Source organism: Thermoproteus uzoniensis 768-20, assembly GCF_000193375.1.
Taxonomy (GTDB): Archaea; Thermoproteota; Thermoprotei; order Thermoproteales; family Thermoproteaceae; genus Thermoproteus; species Thermoproteus uzoniensis_A.
This window is the reverse complement of record NC_015315.1, coordinates 1,184,717-1,200,148: the sequence shown is the minus strand read 5'-3', so window position 1 is coordinate 1,200,148 and position 15,432 is coordinate 1,184,717. Positions and strand designations below refer to the sequence as shown.

Sequence of the window (15,432 nt, the reverse complement as noted above, 5' to 3'; positions counted from 1 at the left end):
GCAAAGCAACAGCGTAGCAGAGCGGAGTTGAGGAAATCGCGAGCGATGTCCACCTTATCAGGTTCAGCACTCGGCAAACTCCGCATGCTACGGGCGAGGTCTCCCAGTCATCACCGCGGTCTCAGACGCAGAGGGTTTTAAACTTGGCGGAGGTCTGATTTTTGACGTTATCGAAACCGTTTTTGTCATAGAACTATTAACTAAGTAAATTAATCGCCGAATTTTTTGAGGCGAGGTCGCGGGGGCTACACTTAAAAATAATAAACGATGTTAATACGTGGATAGGCGGAGGCTCTTGGAGCTCTTCGGCCCGGCTTGGATAGCCATGATGGCAGACGTCGACGCGGCCAGCGTGCTGACAGCTGTAGTTTCCGGCGAGACTTACGGCTACGGCCTCCTCTGGCTTATGGCCCTCTTGACGATCCCGCTGTTCCTTATACAGAACGTCGCTGGGCGCGTCGGCGTTGCGGGGCGCGGCAGAGGGCTCGGCGAGCTGATCAGGGAGAAGTTCGGGCCTAGGTGGGCTCTTGCGGCCGCCATGCCTATGTTCTTCGTGGACATGTTCTCATACGCCGTGGAGTTCACGGGCATGGCTGTCGGGGCTGCAATGCTCGGCCTCCCCAAACTGGTCCTCGTGGCCCTATACGGCGCGGCCTTGCTGGCCGTGGCGGGCAAGCGCTATAGGGAGGCGGAGCGCTACATACTCCCCGTGGCCCTCCTCATGCCTCTGGCCTTCATCGCCGAGGTAGCGATAAGGGGCTACGATCCGTCCAGCCCTCTCCTGTACGTGTCGGCCGACCGCCAGTTCCTCTTCATGGTGGCGGCCAACGTAGGCGCCGTCGTTATGCCGTTCATGTTGTTCTACCAAGCTTCCGCCACCTCGCGGAAATACGCGTCGTCGGACGGCGACGGGCGGGCTAAGGCGTCGTGGGCCTCGCGGGAGACCCTCGCAGGCGCGATCGCCTCGCAGATATTGATGTCTGCCATAATGGCCGCGTCAGCTGGCCTCGACGGGGCCGATCCCATGAGCCCCGCACAGCTGGCGTCTGCGTTGTCCCGCGTGGCGGGGCCCTACTCGCCCTACGTCTTCGGCGTCGGGCTCATAACGGCCTCGTTCCTCGCCTACGTGGTGATCGCGCTGGCGAGCGCGTGGGGGGCCGTCGAGGCCCTCGGCATCAGGGACAGATCTAGGCGCGATTTAGTCTACGCGCTCGAGCCTCTGCCGGCGCTGGCGGCCGTCGTGCTGATGCCCGGCAACAACGCCGCCGAGATTGCGCTGGAGCTCATGGCCGTCTCGCCTCTGGTGCTGGTGGTGCCCGGCGTCTTGCTGGGCCTTCTGGCAATGGACAGAGACGTCATGGGCGATCTGGCCTGCGGCGGCGCCTACTGCAAGGCGTACTGGGCCGCCTTGGCTCTGCTCGCCCTCTCGGGCGCTGTAGCGCTTATATATTGACCGGCTTAGTCGTCTGTGTTGAAGATATTCGACAGATATAGCAGACAGATCGCCGTCATAGGCGATGAGGGCCAGAGGAGGCTGAGGCGGACGTCCGTCGCGGTCTTCGGCGTCGGCGGGCTGGGGACCCACGTGGCGTATTACCTCGCGGCCGGCGGCTTCGGAAGACTCTACCTCGTCGACTCGGACAAGGTGTCGTTGCCGGATCTACACAGACAGGTCCTCTACTCCACATCGGACGTTGGCGCCCTCAAGGCCGAGGCCGCCGCGAGGCGCCTCAGAGACATAAACCCCGAGGTCGAGGTGGAGCCGGTGGCCGAGGAGATAAGCCCGTCCCTCGCCTCGGAGCTGGCCGCGAAGGCCGACGTGCTGGTCGATGCCTTGGACAACTGGGCGACGAGGCACGTGGTCAACAGAGCGGCGGTGGGGGCCCGCAAGCCGTTGGTGCACGGCGCGGTGCAGGAATGGTACGGCCACGTCACCACGGTAATCCCCGGCGTCACTCCCTGTCTCCAGGACCTCTTCGGCCGGCTCAAGTCGCTCCCCTCCTGCGCCCAGGGGTTCTGCCCCGTGTTGGGCCCCGTCGTAGGCCTCGTGGCGTCGATAATGGCTCTGGAGGTCTTCAGGACGGCCCTCGGCTCGCCGTCGCTCGCCGGCAAGTTGCTGGTCGTCGACCTCAAACACATGGCCTTCGACGAGATACGGGTGGAGAGGGACGAGAACTGCCCCGTGTGCGGCTATGTCGGGAGGTGAGCTGACCCCGGCCCAGCGGCTGGTGCTGTACTATATGGCCTTCGAGGCTCTGTACAACTCGCGGGTCTGGCTAACCTTCGACGATTTGAGGAGGGGCACCGGCCTTTCGACCAGGACGTTGAGATCTGCGTTGGTCAAGCTCCGCGAGCTCGGCTACATAATCAGCGTCATGGATCCCTCGAGGGGCAGGAAGTTCCTCCACAGAGTTTTGCTAAACAGGCTCTACCCGGCGCCCGAGCTGGAGGGCCTTTACCTCGTCGACGTCAGCGGGGACTTGACGCCGGAGGCGGTGAAGATCCTCTCCAACGCCGATGTCGTCCTCTATACCGACTCGGTGGACCCCAAGAGGGTTGAGGCCTACGCGAGGAGGCTAGAGCGCTTTAACGGCACGATCCCCAACGCCAAGCTGGTGGCAGTGGCTTTCAACCCCGTCCTAGACGACGTGGAGAAGCTAAGTGCGGTGGTCCACGAGGCCAGATACATCTGCGCCTCCAACGCCATAGATAAGGCCTTGGGCTCCTGCCTCGCCTGCGGCCTTGTAGACGTGGACTACGGCGCGTTTAGGATAAAGGCCGTGAGGGACGAGGACGAGCTGGCCGAGCTCGTCAAGAAATACGACGTGAAGAGCACGTTGCTTTTGCAGACGTGTGACGGGAGGAAGCTGGAGCTCGTCGTCTTGAAGCGGCGGACGGCCGTCCGTGAGCGCCGGTCTCAGTAAAGCTCGCCTAGGAACCAGAGCATAAGTTGAACCGCTGGAAGCAGTCCGCGCGAAGGCGAGGCCGTCGAGCGTTATATTCTTAAACTGTACCTTCAACGGCTTCTATGAGCACCAAGTATGTAGAAGTCGGCGAGTTGAAGGAGGGCTCGTACATAGTAATAGACGGAGAGCCTTGCCGAGTTGTCGAGATAGAGAAGTCGAAGACGGGGAAACACGGGTCCGCCAAGGCGAGGGTCGTAGCCGTCGGGCTTTTCGACAACGTCAAGAGGACTCTCAGCGTGCCCGTCGACACGCAGGTGGAGGTCCCCATAATAGAGAAGTTCACGGCCCAAGTCCTGGCAATATCCGGCGACACGGTCCAGCTGATGGATATGCGGGACTACAAGACCCTCGAAGTGCCGATGAAGTACGTGGAGGAGGAGGCCAAGGGCAAGCTGGCCTCAGGCGTTGAGGTGGAGGTCTGGCAGATCTTGGACCGCTACAAGATCACGAGGGTTAAGTAGCCTCCGAGGGGGGAGGGGCGACAAATATATAGTAGGGATCTTTGCCCTGTATCTCCGCCATTATTCTGCCGACCAGCAACTCCACGGGATCCACGCCTACCCGTTTCCTTATGTCCTCGTAGCTCTCGAACGGCTTCTTCCTCCTCTCGGCCAATATTTCCTGGACCTTCTTCTTGCCTATCCCTTGGAGGAGCTCCAGCGAGTGCATCTTCAGGGTGAGGGGACCCGCCTTGTTGAACCAGTCCACGTACTTCTGCTCTTGGGACTGCACTATCTGCCTCACGAGCTGGGCGAGGGCCTCCCTAGCCGGCGGCTGGAGATCCTCGAACTTTATCCTGCGCACTATCTTGTCGACCTTATCCCGCTGGCCTACGCCTATGTAGACTCTTTCCCCTACCTCGACCTTGACGCCGGGCTTTAACGTGACCTCGAGAAGCGTGAAGCGATCCTCGCCGAGCACGTGCGCGTAGGTGGAATCTCTGGGAAACTCCCGCCTGATCCTGGCCGGGAGCTTGTACGCCGCCAGCTCCGGCGGTATTATGTCGAGGACATAGCCGTAATCCTCCCTTTTCCTCATGACCGCAAGATCTTCAACATCTCCTTGATCTCGTCGTCGGAGAACTCGCGGCGCTCCAACATCTGCAGTAGGTATCTCAACTCGTCGACGTCCTCCGGCATCAGATTAACCAGCTGTATTGCCGTGATCCTCGCAAACCCGAAACGCGAGATCAGCTCGTTGACCTTTGCCTCGGCCGAGTCCGCCGGAGCCGTCACCACCTTCTCCAGGAAGTCTATGGTCTTCCTCTGGACGTCGTTCAGCTCGAAGCTCTGAGAGAAGCTCCTGAGCACTTCCAACGCCTTGGCGTTTGTGATATCCTCAGATCTCCTTATCCTCTTCACGCTCACGTACCGCACTACGAAGGGGTTTTAAAGTCTCCATAGGATACGGCGGCCGTTGGACCGGCGGACGCGCCCCAATAGAGCCGCTACGCGCTTCTTAGAGGGACTAGGTGTTCCGGAGTGACTACGAGCTTCTTGGTCTTTGACCCCACCTCAACAAGCACTACGTAGGCGTCTCCCTGCCTCCCGACCACCACGCCCACTCTGCCTTGATACCTCCTGTGAGGGGCCGACTTTATAAAGGTGGGGTCTATATCTATGACGACCTTATCGCCCTCCTTGTACTCGTACATTAGCCGGGACAAGCCGCCCAGCCCCTTCTCCCTCGGCTTCTTCGTCAACAGCTTCCTGCTCTTGTACCTATAGCCGTGGGTCCTCTTCGGCATGCCCCGACAACTCGGCATAATTTAAAAACATTGTAGGCGCCGGCCGCGGGCCCTCAAGCATAGACAGTTAGGCACGACTGTTCGAGGTCTCCGATCCCGATCAACGAGAGGCGGCCCCTGGAGGCTTTTACGCTATGGAGGCATCTGTTGGTCTTCCCCTCCGGTGTAGTGGAGCTGTATGGCGTAATAGAGCTTGTCGAGGCCTGTGCCGTTCAGCGCCGAGACGAAGACCAAGTCGCCTATGCCTCCCAAGCCCAGAGAGGCCCTCAACAGCTCCCGGCCGAGCGGCGCCGACTCGAGAAGGTCTGCGAGGGCCTCCGAGTCGCTGGCCCACATAGATATCCTGTCCAGCTGATCCTCCGTGAGCAGATCTATTTTGTTCACGGCGACTACCTGGGGCAGTTTAAACCTGATCCTGCTGGAGAGGGCGAGGAGGGCCGTCGTGGCGAAGCCCTCAGGGCTCTGCATATAGGTGGCGTCGCCCACGTAGACCACAACGTTGTGCGTGTCTGACAGACGCTTGACTAGATAGGATCCGCTCTCCCTAAATGCGAAGAGCTCCATCTGGCCCGGCGTGTCGACGAGCACGATGGGGGCGCCGACGGCGCCTATCTCCTCCTTTATCCTGTCGGCCTCCGCCACGGCCATGTCTACAGACGCTATTATGGAGGCGTTGGGCCCCAGCTTGAACTGCCTCATTATCTTACGCGCGTTTATCCTCTCCCTTATATCTACGTCGGGGACGTACGGCAGATATTCGGCCGCCGGGTCCAGGTTGACCACGGCCACGTCGTATCCTTGTTCGTCCATCCAGTTGTAGAGGGCCGAGACCAAGGTCGACTTCCCGCTGCCGGCAGTCCCTATGAAGAAGACGACCAGCATTACCCCCGAGATCTAGACCTAGATATCTCTTCCGCGACCCTTCTGGCCACGTCCCTTACGTCATCTGCATACACAACGAAATAGCCCCGCCCCCTCTCGTCGTACCACAGCGCTGGGTACTTCTTGTCGCCGTGCACTTCGTATTTTATGCCCAGCCTCTCCAGAGCCTTCGCGACCTCATCCATGGAGGGCTTGGGGACCGCTAAACGTTTAGGGAGGATCCTGCCGAGGGATCTAGGAACTGTGGCGTCTATGTATACCAGCCAGAGTACCCTCCCCTCTTTCTTCTTCATTCAACAAGCACCGCGTTGACTACGCCGTCTTGGCCGGGCCTAGATGTGACTACGGCTCTCCCGACCTCGGTTTGGATCACGGCGCCTCTGACTATCTGCCCCCTCTTGGCGAAGTCAGGGTTGGAAGGCGTCGATATCACGGAGATTATCTTGGCCTTGACGGCCTTCTTCTCCTTGGGGTTGTAGACGTTGGCGTATTGGGCAGACCTCAGCCTCACCTTGACGTTGCCGCCTGTGACCCTTTCCACCTCGACGAGCTGAGGGCCGAGGCGGGGGACCCGCGGCGGGCCTCCGCAGAGCGCCTTGCGTTTGACCTTAGCCACTCTGCCCTTGACCCCGCCTGTGGGCTTCCTCAAGTCGTTGCCTTGGTAGAAGGCGGCCGACTTCACGGCACGTCGCGTTCTTGGGTATAAATGCTTTAACGCCATGGCACTGCCTTGGCCCTCGCCGGCCGGACGCGGCCGATAAGACACGCGGAATACCGAGTAAGGGGGCCAACCTTTAATAATAAGTGATCCGGGCCCTATATGCTTAGGCGTATTGGTTATGCTCTTCACTATACTAATCTAAAAAATCTTGTTGTAAAACTTTCGCAAGTTCCCCCATTGTACATTACGACCTACACGTATACCATGAAGAAAGTTGGCGTTCTCTACGACGTTATAGGCAACGTCGAGGAGCCCTACGGCTTGATCAAGCCCGCGGCTATAGACAACTCCGTGATAGGCCAAGCGATCTATATAGATGAGGCCGACTTGAAGAAGAAGAGGAGGCGCGGAGGGACATGACCCGGCGCATCTTGGCCTGGCTCGCCGAACAGGACCTCGTCTGCCCCAACTGCGGCGCCGTGAATAAGGTGCGCGTGGACTACGAGCAGGGCGTAATAGTGTGTACCGAATGCGGCACCGTCATTAGGGAGGGCATAGTGGATCTGGGGCCTGAGTGGCGGCGGCCGGAATCGTCCAGGGCCTTCGTGGGCGCCTCGGGGACCGAGCTCGGCGACGTGGAGCGGGGCGTCGTCAAGATATCCGACAAGCTGAGGGCGTTGAGGCTTAAACGCGCGGCGAAGCCCATCACGTCGGCATCGGAGAGGCTGGAGATCGACATGAGGGAGTTCTACGACTCCCTCCGCGAGCTCTTGGGAATCCCCAGAGCCATTATAGACGAGGCGGTGGCGCTTTACAAGAAGGCGTACGAGATGGGCTTCAGATCGCCGAGGCGCGAGGGCTACGCCGCGGCCCTCTACTTCGCCGTGAAGCGCCACGGAGTGGGCGCCGTGACCTACCGCTCCTTGGTGGAGAAGGCCGGGCTGGACAGAGGCGCGTTCATGTCGGCCTACATGGAGTTCCTGCGCTACATGGCGCAAGCCGGCGAGAAGATGCCGAAGGTCGACCCGAGGGTATACATACCGAGGATAGTCTCTGCGTTGGGCCTAGACGGAGAGCTCGGGGCCCAGGTGCAGAGGATCGCCGCGCATCTGCTGAGCTATATAATACGCTCGCCGAGGATCAGAAACGGCAGGAAGCCGCAAGTGCTGGCCGCCGTGGCCGTTTACTTCGCCTGCTTCATATCAGGCATCGAGGTGACCCAAAAGGACGTGGCTAGGGCGGCGGAGTCGACAGAGACGCCCATAAGGGATCTTCTGAACGAACTCGCGGATCTCCTCTATATAGAGCTCTACGTCTAGAACACCTCTTGTATCCCTCTCTCAAGAAAGTCCAGTGTCTGGTTGCCGTCCAGCAGGGGCGGCGCCGCTACAGATCTCACAACCGCCACAACTAAACTAATGCCGCGTTAAAGCCCTACCTTGACCTGAGGGGCGAGGTTTACCGCCGCTCATAACGCTCTGCGGCCATCGCGCGGTGGGTTTTTAAGTCGTTTTTCGTATTTTGCTGTGTCGGATTTGCTGGATAGGGAGTTCGTGGTGGAGGTGGGCGGCGAGAAGTACCGCCTCAAGCCGGAGAAGATCTGGGTGCTCCAGCCTCCGGGGAAGCCGGGCGTCGTGATTGCGCTTTTCAAGACCCCCGACGGGAAGAAAGTGAGGAAAGTCGTGGCCAGACTACCTCCATAGGCCAGACGCGGCGAATCCCCTTAGCCTAGCCAAGACGCCGTTATAGAGCCACCGCATAGCTACGCGGACAGAACACCACACCGAGAAACCCCGCGACTCCTCCTCTACTAAGATCTAGGGTATATACTCCGAGTACACAAGGTTTATATCGTTACTGGCTTGAGCCAGCGTGCCTAAGATCACCTCGGCCGTCCGATCAAGCGCTGGTTATAGAAGAAAGGTTAACGTCCCAAGGGCTACAATGTCCATCCTTGTGATCACGGTAGTAGTCCTAGCCGTCGCGCTGGTGGTAGCCTACAAGAGCGGCCTCGTCGCGGGGATCGGCGGGATTTCGGCCGGCGGGGCGCAACCGGCGACGGGCCGTAACGGCATAAATATCGGCGCGGCGTTGGCCGGGCCCGGCGCTTCGGGCAACGGACCGCGGATAGGGCGCGGCAAGCCCAACGCCGACGTGTTGGCGGTTGCTACGTTGCCTCCAGAGTTCACAGTCGTCGGCCCCTACGCTCGCCTTCTCTACGAACGCCTGGGCTTGCCGGAGGGCTCTGCGTTGAACGCCTCGGCTCTCAACCGTAGTCACGTCAGGTTGGCCTGGCACATAGACCGCCTAACCCTCGTGATGCCTAACGGCACGAATATAGCCGTGGAGGCTAGGACGGAGGTTATCCAGGTAGAGGCGGGCGGCTTCTGGGTAACAATACCGCCGGCGTCTGTGAAGCCCAACTACGAAATAACTATCGTCAAGGGGAATAACACGTTAGCGGCCTTGATGGGAGTCGCGGAGAATCTGCTTAAACAGATGTTACATAGGCCACAACCGCCGTGGCCGCACGAGGTAAATACAGCGAACTTTACACTGATAAAAGTGAGAGTAATAGTTCCTCATTGGCCTATAAAAATAACGCCGCCCGAACTCATTGTCCCGCCGCAACTATGGTCTACGCTGAATATCACCACGAGCCGCACCGGCAACTCCACTAAAGATCCCACGTGGGCTTTGTCTACATTTGCCAAGATTAACTCAAGCAACGCGGTCTGCGGCTATATATTCCCTCTAAACGGTAGCGATCTGGTAATACCCATCAGCGACTATGCCGGCGTGCCGCTGACGATATTCCAAGACTTCGAAAACAACGGGCGGATCGTAAGGTTCCTTATGCCGCAAGTCGTCGCCCAGCTGTGGCCTCCCGCACTAGTGGAGAATGTATGGCCTTCCGGGAGTAGCGAGCCCCTCAGCGTAGCCGGCACGCCCCTCACAAGCCCGGTTGATTGGCTCGCGTCGGGCGTCACCTTGTGCATATCACAACTGAGTAGCGGCAACGGCAACTACCAGATAACGCTAACGGCGGCTGTGAACGGAAATAACTACACCATCGCTACTATCTACGAGAACCCGGTCGCTGGAGGATACTATATAGGGATATCGTTAGGCCCAGGCGTCCAGGGATTTGCTAACCCGGTTGTGGCCGTGAACGCCAGTCCGGTGCCTTTCTCTGTATCCTTCCCATACAGCGCATCGTCGATCTTCTACCCCTCGATCGCCTTCGAGACCAACGATACCTCTTCCTCGTTCTTCGGCAACAACACAGACTTCGCCCTGAGTTTCCAGATGGGCGATAGCCCCTACGACGTCGGCGAGTGGCCGCTCTATTACTCCATCAGCAACGATCTTACGTGCCAGAGCGTCTGGGGCACGAGTTGCGTGGGAAACACATGGCCGCCCACCAACACAGTGTGGGGCGCCAGCGGCTTGACGGTCCTCTACTACTACGGATCGTCTTACGACGGAGCGGTGGGGTCGACGGGCTTGTTGCAGTCGCAAGGCTACGCGAATGTGGTGGGCGTCTCGTGCAACTACGTGGATACAGACCTCAGCTCCTTGAACGTCGTCGTGCTTAAAGGCATAACCTAACCTTTTCAACTCCACCGACGGTTTTCGTCGATTCGACGCTCGACGGATTTCTCAGTCACGCGCCCTAGCGCCTGGGCGCGTCGCGCCGCGAGGCATATTAATTAAACCCCTCGTGAGGAGCGTCGTGGGGGAGGAGACCCAGCAAATGGAGGAGGAGACCTTGACCGAGATAGAGATACAGATACTTCAAGGCCTCGAGAGGCTTGGGGGTAGCTACCAACAGAGAAACCTGTGGAAGTATATAGGCATAGACAGCAAGACGGGGTTGCCGATACTCGGCAGGTTGGAGAAGCGCGGGTTGATAAAAAAAGAGAGGGTGGGCGGCGAGAGGAGGGGGGTCTACATAGTCAGGCTTACCGAGAAGGCCTACAAGATGTTGTCGGAGCTCAGAGAGAAGGCCGAGGAGATGGCCAGATTCGACGTGAGCAAGCTCGGCGACGAGCTGAGGGCGCTTCTCTCGATCCCCTGCACTTTCTGCCCCTATATAGAGAGATGCGGCTTCAGCTTCGTGGACCCCCTCCACTGCGAGCTCCTCACGAGATGGTCCATGTCCCTGGAGGAAAATGAGCGAAAGGATTAGGTCCTTCATCGCGATAGACGTGGCGGCGAAGGCAGTGGTCGACGCAGTGCTGGCGTTGCAGAGAGGGCTTATGGAGACCGGCGCCGATCTGAAGCCGGTGGAGCCCCACAACCTACACCTAACCCTCATATTCCTCGGAGAGCAGCCGAGGCGGAACTTGGACGAGATAGCCAGGAGGCTGGAGGGCCTCTCACACAGGCGCTTCGCCATCGAGTTGAGGGGCGTGGGCGCGTTTCCGAACCCCTCGAGCCCTAGAGTGGTCTGGATAGACGTAGGCAGAGGGAGGGAGGAGCTGGTCAGGCTGGCGCAAGACGTGAGGGCGCTCACGCGGGAGTTCGCCGAGGAGGACGAGGAGTTCACCCCGCACCTCACGGTTGCGAGGGTGAAGGGTCCCAAAAACCGCGATAGGCTGGCCGCCTTTATCGAGGCCCACCGCTCGGACTATTTCGGGGAGGTTGAGGTGGCCGAGGTCAAGCTCAAGAGGTCTACCCTGACGCCGCGCGGCCCCATATACAGCGACCTCTATGTGAAGAGGCTCGCCTAGATGGCCGTCGAGGAGGTTCTGAGAGAGGCCGCGGGGCTCGTAACGCCGCCGCGCGAGCTGGAGGATAGGGTGCGCCGCATATCGGAGAAGTTCAAGGAATATGTAGGCGGGCTCCTCTCCAGGCTGGGCGTCGAGGGATCGGTGGAGCTGGTCGGCTCCTCTGCCAGAGGCACTTGGCTACCCGACGGAATAGACGTGGACGTCTTCGTGGTCTTGCCCAGGAGCTATCCCAGGGACTTCCTCGAGGAGCTGGTGGAGAGGCTTAGAGCCGAGATGGAGAGGGACGGCGTGCCCGTTGAGGTGCGCTACGCCGAGCATCCCTATCTGGTCGCCCACAGCGAGGGCGTCGAGGTCGACGTGGTCCCCTGCTTCGAGATGAAGCCCGGCGAGCCGATCCTCACGGCGGCCGACAGATCGCCGCTCCACCACAGGTACCTCTCGTCGAGGCTTAACGACAAGCTCAAGCTAGACGTCCGCCTCTTGAAGAGGTTCATGAAGACCGTAGGCGTATACGGCGCCGAGGTCAAGGTAGAGGGCTTCTCGGGCTATCTAACCGAGCTGTTAGTAGCCCACTACGGCTCCTTCCTCTCCGTGCTGGAGGCGGCGGCCAGATGGAGGCCGTACAGGACCGTGGTGGATCCCGAAGGGCATTACCAAGATCCGAGGAAGGCGGCCCGTAAGTTCAGAAGCCCTCTCGTGGTAGTCGACCCGGTGGATCCAAACAGAAACGTCGCGGCGGCGGTCTCCATGACCTCGATGGCCACCTTCGTCCTAGCCGCCAAGAGGTTCCTCCAAAGGCCCTCCATCTCCTATTTCCTGCCGCAGGCCGCCGGGAGGGCGCTCCCCGTGCCCGCCGTGGTCCTCCGGTTCCCTTATCCCCAGAAGCCGCCCGACGTGGTGTGGGGGATGTTCAAGAGGTATGCTAGGGCCCTCGCCAATAAGCTGGACGAGTGCGGGTTCAAGGTATTGAGGTTCGGCGTGGACAGCGATGAGAGGACCTTCGTCGACATCGCCTTCTTGGTCGAGTCGACGGCTCTCCCCGAGTACGAGCTACACGAGGGGCCCCCGGTCTTCAGCGATGCCGCGGACAAGTTCGTGGAGAAGTACGCCGGCTCCGACGTCGTGGGCCCCTTCGTCGCGGAGTCGAGGATATACGTGATAAGGAGGAGGAAGATTAGAGAGATAGGCGAATGTCTCGACAAGGCCCTCAAGGAGCTGGGTCTGAGGCCCCAGGAGATCAAGAAGGGGACGTACCCGCCGCTCTCCTCGAAGAACCCCTGGATTAGCTGACAGTTGAACTTATATTTTCAGAGTTCTCGATACCCATGGACGTGTATACCCTCAAGTTCTACAAGAAGGCCGCCGACTTCATCGCCGAGCTGGATAGAGAAATAAGCGAGCTCGAGGAGTCGGTCAAGGCGTTGGGAGCCGAGGTCGAGCAGCTTAAGGCGGCTGCCGAGAAGTACTCGCGGCTTCAAGCCTTGTTGAAGAAGTTCAAGCCGGGGGAGGGCGGGCAGACAACCATAGAGGTGACTGGGCTCGGCATATATATCGATCCCAGCCCCCTCGTCAAGTACGACATATACAGCCAGTCCTACGCCCACATGCTCGACCTGCTCTCGGTCTTGAAGAAGGTGAGGGAGGTCGCCAACACGGTGATCACCGAGGGGGGCCTCGAATCGGCGCCTATAGCGGTGCAGTACAAACAGGGGATACCGGTGAAGCTAATTCTGACCTAGGAGCCTCCTCAACGACTCGCCCGTTATAATTATTGAGGCGTTCTTCTCGACCCCCAGCCTCCGGGCCAGCACGTCGCATTTGGCTCTGAAGAGGAGCAGAGCCGGCTTGCCCGCGCCCCACTCCAGATAGGCCTCGGCGTTCGCTATGCCCTTAGCCAAGATGAAGCCGTCGCCGAGCCACCTAATCGGCGATATGTTGCCCGGAGTGGCCAGAAAGCCCTTTGAGGAGTCCGCCACCACGTCTATCTCGTAGGGCTCGGAGCGGGCGACCGGAACCGGCGTGATCCCGTTCCTCCTCAAGGCCTCCATGACGACGTAGTCTATCTGCGCCTCGCCCTCGTTGTCTATGACGTAGTACAGCCTCTCTGGTAACCGGACGCGCTCCTCTATAGCCGGCTCATCCCATATGGCCAACTCCAGCTTCCTCGGCCTATACCCCAAGACGTTTGAGTCTATTATGTTGGCCGCCGCCGCTACGCGCAACGCCAGCCTTAAGTCCCAGCCGGCTTCCTCGAGCTTCCTCTCGACAACTGCGGCGACCTCCCGCCCGATCTCAGCCAGCCTCTTCTTGTACTCGCCGTATGGATCCGGCGACTCGAGCATGGAGGCGACCGCCTTGAAGCTCTCGGCGAACGCCTCGCTCCTGCTCCCCTTCTCCAGCGCCTGCGACAGATAGACCAAAAGCTTGGGGAGGAGCGGAGCGCCGCCGAGTTTGACTACGTCGGACGTGCGGGAGTGGACCAGGCAGAGCTTGCACTCATCTTCGAGCCACATTGTTGAGGACCTCGGCGACCTTAATTATGTCGTCCCTAGTCACGTCGCCCATAACGCCTATGCGCACTACTCTGTCCTTGAGATGCCCCATCCCGGCGCTGGCCACGTAGCCAGCCTCCCTCAAGGCCTTGAGGGCCGACTTGACGTCGTCGCAGTAGAACGCGGCAACCGTGTTGCTGCGGTGCTGGGGCCTCGGCACGGCGCCCAGCTTAACGTTGCCGTACAACAAGTCCATGCGCTCCTTATGGATCTCGGCGTATCTCTCCAGCCCGAGGCCCAGTATGTACTCCAGCGAGGCCTCGAGGCTGTATATCACCGATATCGGCGGCGTGTAGGGGGTGTCCAGCGTCGACGGGACTTTCAGATAGCCTCTCAAGTCCATCGCAGGCGGCACGCCGGACTTGGCCCTAGGCTCTGCGTTGAGGTACAGTATGGCGGCTCCCGGCGGGGCCATGAAGGCCTTGTGGGACGCCGTCGCCACGACGTCTATCCCAGGCGGCAACGGCTCCGCCGGCATGCCCGACACGCTGTCCACTAAGAGAAGCGCGCCGTGGGACTTCGCCACGTCGGCGACTTTTGCGAGGCCCTTATACGCTATGCCCATACTGGTCTCGTTGTGGACTAAGGCCACGGCGGTTACTGGGCCGATCCTCCTCAGCTTGTCGTCGAGCTCGTCGGGGGCCGGCGGGGCCTCCACCTCCCACTCGACGACCTCCGCACCTCTACTTCTCAAAGAGGCGGCGAGCCTTCTGCCGAACTCCCCGAAGATCACGGCGAGCACCCTCTCGCCGGGGTTCACGTAGTTGTAGACCATGGTGTCCACCGCCAGAGTGCCCGTCCCCGGCATTATCACGGGGATCCCGCCGTACACCCTAGACATCTTCTCCAACACCGACTTGAGCGTCTGTCTGAACTCCTCAGATCTGTGGAAGGCCGGCTGTCTGTAGGCCGCCTTCAGCACGAAGTCGGGCAGCTGTATGGGGCCTGGAGTCAAGTACTTCATATCCTCTTGACCGCCTCGAGGATGTTTAGGGCCAGCTCCTCGGCCAGCCTATCGTACGCCTCGTACGTCTCCGAGCCGACGTGGGGAGTCACTATGACCTTCTCGTGCGATAGGAGCTTGAGCAACTTCTCGCTCCTCGGAGGCTCCTCCGGCAATACGTCCAACGCGACGCCCCAGAGCCTGTCTATGTGTTTGGCCAACGCGTCTATGTCTACGACCTCGCCCCTGCTGGTGTTTATCAACATGGCGCCGTCCTTCAAGAGGGAGAGCCTGTCGTCGTCCATCAGCCTGTAGGTGCTCGGGGTGAGCGGGACGTGCAGGCTCACCACGTCGCTCTCGGCGAGGAGCCTCTCTAGCGGGACTTGCCTAGCCCCTATCTTGGCCGCCTCGGCCGAGACGTCTATCACGTCGCTGGCGACGACCTCCATTCCGAGCGCCCGGGCGTATTGGGCGACGGTCCTCCCTATCCTCCCGAAGCCCACCACGCCGAGCTTCTTGCCGTAGAGCTCCCTCCCCACGTACTTCCCCTTGGGCCAGCCGCCCGCCTTTACTTCCCTGTCGAGAATCGGTATGCGCCTGGCGAGGGCTATCATGAGGCCTAGGGTCAGCTCCGCCGCGCTCCTCGTGGGGGCATTCGGTGCGTTTATCACGGCTATCCCACGCTTTATGGCGTAGTCCACCGCTATGTTGTCCAGCCCGACGCCGTAACGAGCGACTATCTTGAGCCGGGCCCCCCTATCGATAACCTCCTTGTCCACCTTCGTCCTGCTCCTCACAACGAGGATCTCGTACCCCTCGACAACTTTCAAGAGCTCCTCTCGGGGGATGCCCGGCCGGTAGTCCACCTCGAGTCCGCCTCCTCGGAGCCTCTCCAGGAGCTTGTCACTGGTCTGGTCGGCCACGAGGACCCGCATTGGGCCTCAC

21 protein-coding genes are annotated in these 15,432 nt (G+C 60.1%); 12 read left to right on the top strand and 9 right to left on the bottom strand.

The genetic code is table 11. The features are described 5' to 3' along the window. Nucleotides 1–277: 277 nt before the first annotated feature. The 4 genes from TUZN_RS06730 to TUZN_RS06715 all read left to right on the top strand — a co-directional run bounded on the left by TUZN_RS06730 (nucleotide 278) and on the right by TUZN_RS06715 (nucleotide 3,427). The gene (locus TUZN_RS06730) at nucleotides 278–1,453 is read left to right on the top strand and encodes an NRAMP family divalent metal transporter (RefSeq protein ID WP_013680206.1); all 1,176 of its coding nucleotides are present in this window, start codon (nucleotides 278–280) and stop codon (nucleotides 1,451–1,453) included. Nucleotides 1,454–1,471: 18 nt separating this feature from the next. After that, entirely contained in the window at nucleotides 1,472–2,206 is a 735-nt protein-coding gene (locus tag TUZN_RS06725) for a HesA/MoeB/ThiF family protein (RefSeq protein ID WP_052886315.1), read from the top strand. After that, the gene (locus TUZN_RS06720; RefSeq protein ID WP_013680204.1) at nucleotides 2,193–2,924 is read left to right on the top strand and encodes a helix-turn-helix domain-containing protein; all 732 of its coding nucleotides are present in this window, start codon (nucleotides 2,193–2,195) and stop codon (nucleotides 2,922–2,924) included. Before TUZN_RS06725 ends, TUZN_RS06720 begins: the two co-directional genes overlap by 14 nt. A 104-nt stretch (nucleotides 2,925–3,028) precedes the next feature. Further along, the gene (locus TUZN_RS06715; RefSeq protein WP_013680203.1) at nucleotides 3,029–3,427 is read left to right on the top strand and encodes a translation initiation factor IF-5A; all 399 of its coding nucleotides are present in this window, start codon (nucleotides 3,029–3,031) and stop codon (nucleotides 3,425–3,427) included. On the opposite strand, the gene TUZN_RS06710 is transcribed toward TUZN_RS06715, so the two are convergent. The 6 genes from TUZN_RS06710 to TUZN_RS06685 all read right to left on the bottom strand — a co-directional run bounded on the left by TUZN_RS06710 (nucleotide 3,420) and on the right by TUZN_RS06685 (nucleotide 6,277). Next, nucleotides 3,420–4,004 (bottom strand): DUF655 domain-containing protein, encoded by a 585-nt coding sequence (locus tag TUZN_RS06710; RefSeq protein ID WP_013680202.1) that lies wholly within the window; start codon nucleotides 4,002–4,004, stop codon nucleotides 3,420–3,422. The genes TUZN_RS06715 and TUZN_RS06710 overlap by 8 nt on opposite strands. Next, nucleotides 4,001–4,333: an RNA polymerase Rpb4 family protein gene (locus TUZN_RS06705; RefSeq protein WP_013680201.1), complete on the bottom strand. Its 333-nt coding sequence runs from the start codon at nucleotides 4,331–4,333 to the stop codon at nucleotides 4,001–4,003. Before TUZN_RS06705 ends, TUZN_RS06710 begins: the two co-directional genes overlap by 4 nt. An 80-nt stretch (nucleotides 4,334–4,413) precedes the next feature. Beyond that, nucleotides 4,414–4,713: a 50S ribosomal protein L21e gene (locus TUZN_RS06700; protein ID WP_013680200.1), complete on the bottom strand. Its 300-nt coding sequence runs from the start codon at nucleotides 4,711–4,713 to the stop codon at nucleotides 4,414–4,416. Between the two features lie 132 nt (nucleotides 4,714–4,845). Beyond that, nucleotides 4,846–5,595, bottom strand: coding sequence for an ATP/GTP-binding protein (locus tag TUZN_RS06695; protein ID WP_013680199.1), 750 nt, complete (start codon nucleotides 5,593–5,595; stop codon nucleotides 4,846–4,848). After that, entirely contained in the window at nucleotides 5,595–5,888 is a 294-nt protein-coding gene (locus TUZN_RS06690; protein WP_013680198.1) for a signal recognition particle subunit SRP19/SEC65 family protein, read from the bottom strand. The genes TUZN_RS06695 and TUZN_RS06690 overlap by 1 nt, the downstream gene beginning before the upstream one ends. Beyond that, the gene (locus TUZN_RS06685) at nucleotides 5,885–6,277 is read right to left on the bottom strand and encodes a 30S ribosomal protein S8e (RefSeq protein ID WP_013680197.1); all 393 of its coding nucleotides are present in this window, start codon (nucleotides 6,275–6,277) and stop codon (nucleotides 5,885–5,887) included. The genes TUZN_RS06690 and TUZN_RS06685 overlap by 4 nt, the downstream gene beginning before the upstream one ends. A gap of 243 nt (nucleotides 6,278–6,520) precedes the next feature. Between TUZN_RS06685 and TUZN_RS11475 the strand changes: the two genes are divergently transcribed. The 8 genes from TUZN_RS11475 (at nucleotide 6,521) to TUZN_RS06645 (ending at nucleotide 12,731) form a co-directional block, all read left to right on the top strand. Then, nucleotides 6,521–6,676, top strand: coding sequence for an H/ACA ribonucleoprotein complex subunit GAR1/NAF1 (locus TUZN_RS11475; protein WP_013680196.1), 156 nt, complete (start codon nucleotides 6,521–6,523; stop codon nucleotides 6,674–6,676). After that, a complete protein-coding gene (locus tag TUZN_RS06675; RefSeq protein WP_013680195.1) occupies nucleotides 6,673–7,575 on the top strand; it encodes a TFIIB-type zinc ribbon-containing protein in 903 nt (300 codons plus the stop codon). The genes TUZN_RS11475 and TUZN_RS06675 overlap by 4 nt, the downstream gene beginning before the upstream one ends. A gap of 207 nt (nucleotides 7,576–7,782) precedes the next feature. Beyond that, entirely contained in the window at nucleotides 7,783–7,959 is a 177-nt protein-coding gene (locus TUZN_RS06670; RefSeq protein ID WP_013679529.1) for a chromatin protein Cren7, read from the top strand. Between the two features lie 169 nt (nucleotides 7,960–8,128). Further along, nucleotides 8,129–9,868 carry a hypothetical protein gene (locus TUZN_RS06665; RefSeq protein ID WP_148678615.1) on the top strand — a complete coding sequence of 580 codons (1,740 nt, stop codon included), beginning with the start codon at nucleotides 8,129–8,131 and terminating at the stop codon, nucleotides 9,866–9,868. 145 nt (nucleotides 9,869–10,013) lie between these two features. Next, nucleotides 10,014–10,448 carry a helix-turn-helix transcriptional regulator gene (locus TUZN_RS06660; protein ID WP_052886314.1) on the top strand — a complete coding sequence of 145 codons (435 nt, stop codon included), beginning with the start codon at nucleotides 10,014–10,016 and terminating at the stop codon, nucleotides 10,446–10,448. Further along, the gene (gene thpR / locus TUZN_RS06655; protein WP_013680192.1) at nucleotides 10,432–10,992 is read left to right on the top strand and encodes an RNA 2',3'-cyclic phosphodiesterase; all 561 of its coding nucleotides are present in this window, start codon (nucleotides 10,432–10,434) and stop codon (nucleotides 10,990–10,992) included. Before TUZN_RS06660 ends, thpR begins: the two co-directional genes overlap by 17 nt. Next, nucleotides 10,993–12,282: a CCA tRNA nucleotidyltransferase gene (gene cca / locus TUZN_RS06650; RefSeq protein ID WP_013680191.1), complete on the top strand. Its 1,290-nt coding sequence runs from the start codon at nucleotides 10,993–10,995 to the stop codon at nucleotides 12,280–12,282. Between the two features lie 35 nt (nucleotides 12,283–12,317). Next, on the top strand, nucleotides 12,318–12,731 hold the full coding sequence (locus TUZN_RS06645; protein ID WP_013680190.1) for a hypothetical protein: 414 nt from the start codon (nucleotides 12,318–12,320) through the stop codon (nucleotides 12,729–12,731). Here the strand turns inward: TUZN_RS06645 and TUZN_RS06640 are convergent. Genes TUZN_RS06640 through TUZN_RS06630 form a run of 3 tightly spaced genes read right to left on the bottom strand, consistent with a single transcriptional unit; the run spans nucleotide 12,717 to nucleotide 15,422 of the window. After that, nucleotides 12,717–13,505 carry an ARMT1-like domain-containing protein gene (locus tag TUZN_RS06640; protein ID WP_013680189.1) on the bottom strand — a complete coding sequence of 263 codons (789 nt, stop codon included), beginning with the start codon at nucleotides 13,503–13,505 and terminating at the stop codon, nucleotides 12,717–12,719. The two genes, TUZN_RS06645 and TUZN_RS06640, sit on opposite strands and share 15 nt — an antisense overlap. Continuing rightward, entirely contained in the window at nucleotides 13,489–14,508 is a 1,020-nt protein-coding gene (locus TUZN_RS06635) for a pyridoxal-phosphate-dependent aminotransferase family protein (protein ID WP_013680188.1), read from the bottom strand. The genes TUZN_RS06640 and TUZN_RS06635 overlap by 17 nt, the downstream gene beginning before the upstream one ends. Next, nucleotides 14,505–15,422, bottom strand: coding sequence for a D-2-hydroxyacid dehydrogenase (locus TUZN_RS06630; protein ID WP_013680187.1), 918 nt, complete (start codon nucleotides 15,420–15,422; stop codon nucleotides 14,505–14,507). Before TUZN_RS06630 ends, TUZN_RS06635 begins: the two co-directional genes overlap by 4 nt. Between the last annotated feature and the right edge of the window lie 10 nt (nucleotides 15,423–15,432).

What these genes read in the sequence shown, in the direction of transcription:
- TUZN_RS06720 (WP_013680204.1), top strand. Translation starts at nt 2,193, where the DNA reads ATGTCGGGAGGTGAGCTGACCCCGGCCCAGCGGCTGGTGCTGTACTAT.
- TUZN_RS06715 (WP_013680203.1), top strand. Translation starts at nt 3,029, where the DNA reads ATGAGCACCAAGTATGTAGAAGTCGGCGAGTTGAAGGAGGGCTCGTAC.
- TUZN_RS06710 (WP_013680202.1), bottom strand. Translation starts at nt 4,004, where the DNA reads ATGAGGAAAAGGGAGGATTACGGCTATGTCCTCGACATAATACCGCCG.
- TUZN_RS06700 (WP_013680200.1), bottom strand. Translation starts at nt 4,713, where the DNA reads ATGCCGAAGAGGACCCACGGCTATAGGTACAAGAGCAGGAAGCTGTTG.
- TUZN_RS06695 (WP_013680199.1), bottom strand. Translation starts at nt 5,595, where the DNA reads ATGCTGGTCGTCTTCTTCATAGGGACTGCCGGCAGCGGGAAGTCGACC.
- TUZN_RS06690 (WP_013680198.1), bottom strand. Translation starts at nt 5,888, where the DNA reads ATGAAGAAGAAAGAGGGGAGGGTACTCTGGCTGGTATACATAGACGCC.
- TUZN_RS11475 (WP_013680196.1), top strand. Translation starts at nt 6,521, where the DNA reads ATGAAGAAAGTTGGCGTTCTCTACGACGTTATAGGCAACGTCGAGGAG.
- TUZN_RS06675 (WP_013680195.1), top strand. Translation starts at nt 6,673, where the DNA reads ATGACCCGGCGCATCTTGGCCTGGCTCGCCGAACAGGACCTCGTCTGC.
- TUZN_RS06660 (WP_052886314.1), top strand. Translation starts at nt 10,014, where the DNA reads ATGGAGGAGGAGACCTTGACCGAGATAGAGATACAGATACTTCAAGGC.
- thpR (WP_013680192.1), top strand. Translation starts at nt 10,432, where the DNA reads ATGAGCGAAAGGATTAGGTCCTTCATCGCGATAGACGTGGCGGCGAAG.
- cca (WP_013680191.1), top strand. Translation starts at nt 10,993, where the DNA reads ATGGCCGTCGAGGAGGTTCTGAGAGAGGCCGCGGGGCTCGTAACGCCG.
- TUZN_RS06645 (WP_013680190.1), top strand. Translation starts at nt 12,318, where the DNA reads ATGGACGTGTATACCCTCAAGTTCTACAAGAAGGCCGCCGACTTCATC.
- TUZN_RS06640 (WP_013680189.1), bottom strand. Translation starts at nt 13,505, where the DNA reads ATGTGGCTCGAAGATGAGTGCAAGCTCTGCCTGGTCCACTCCCGCACG.
- TUZN_RS06635 (WP_013680188.1), bottom strand. Translation starts at nt 14,508, where the DNA reads ATGAAGTACTTGACTCCAGGCCCCATACAGCTGCCCGACTTCGTGCTG.
- TUZN_RS06630 (WP_013680187.1), bottom strand. Translation starts at nt 15,422, where the DNA reads ATGCGGGTCCTCGTGGCCGACCAGACCAGTGACAAGCTCCTGGAGAGG.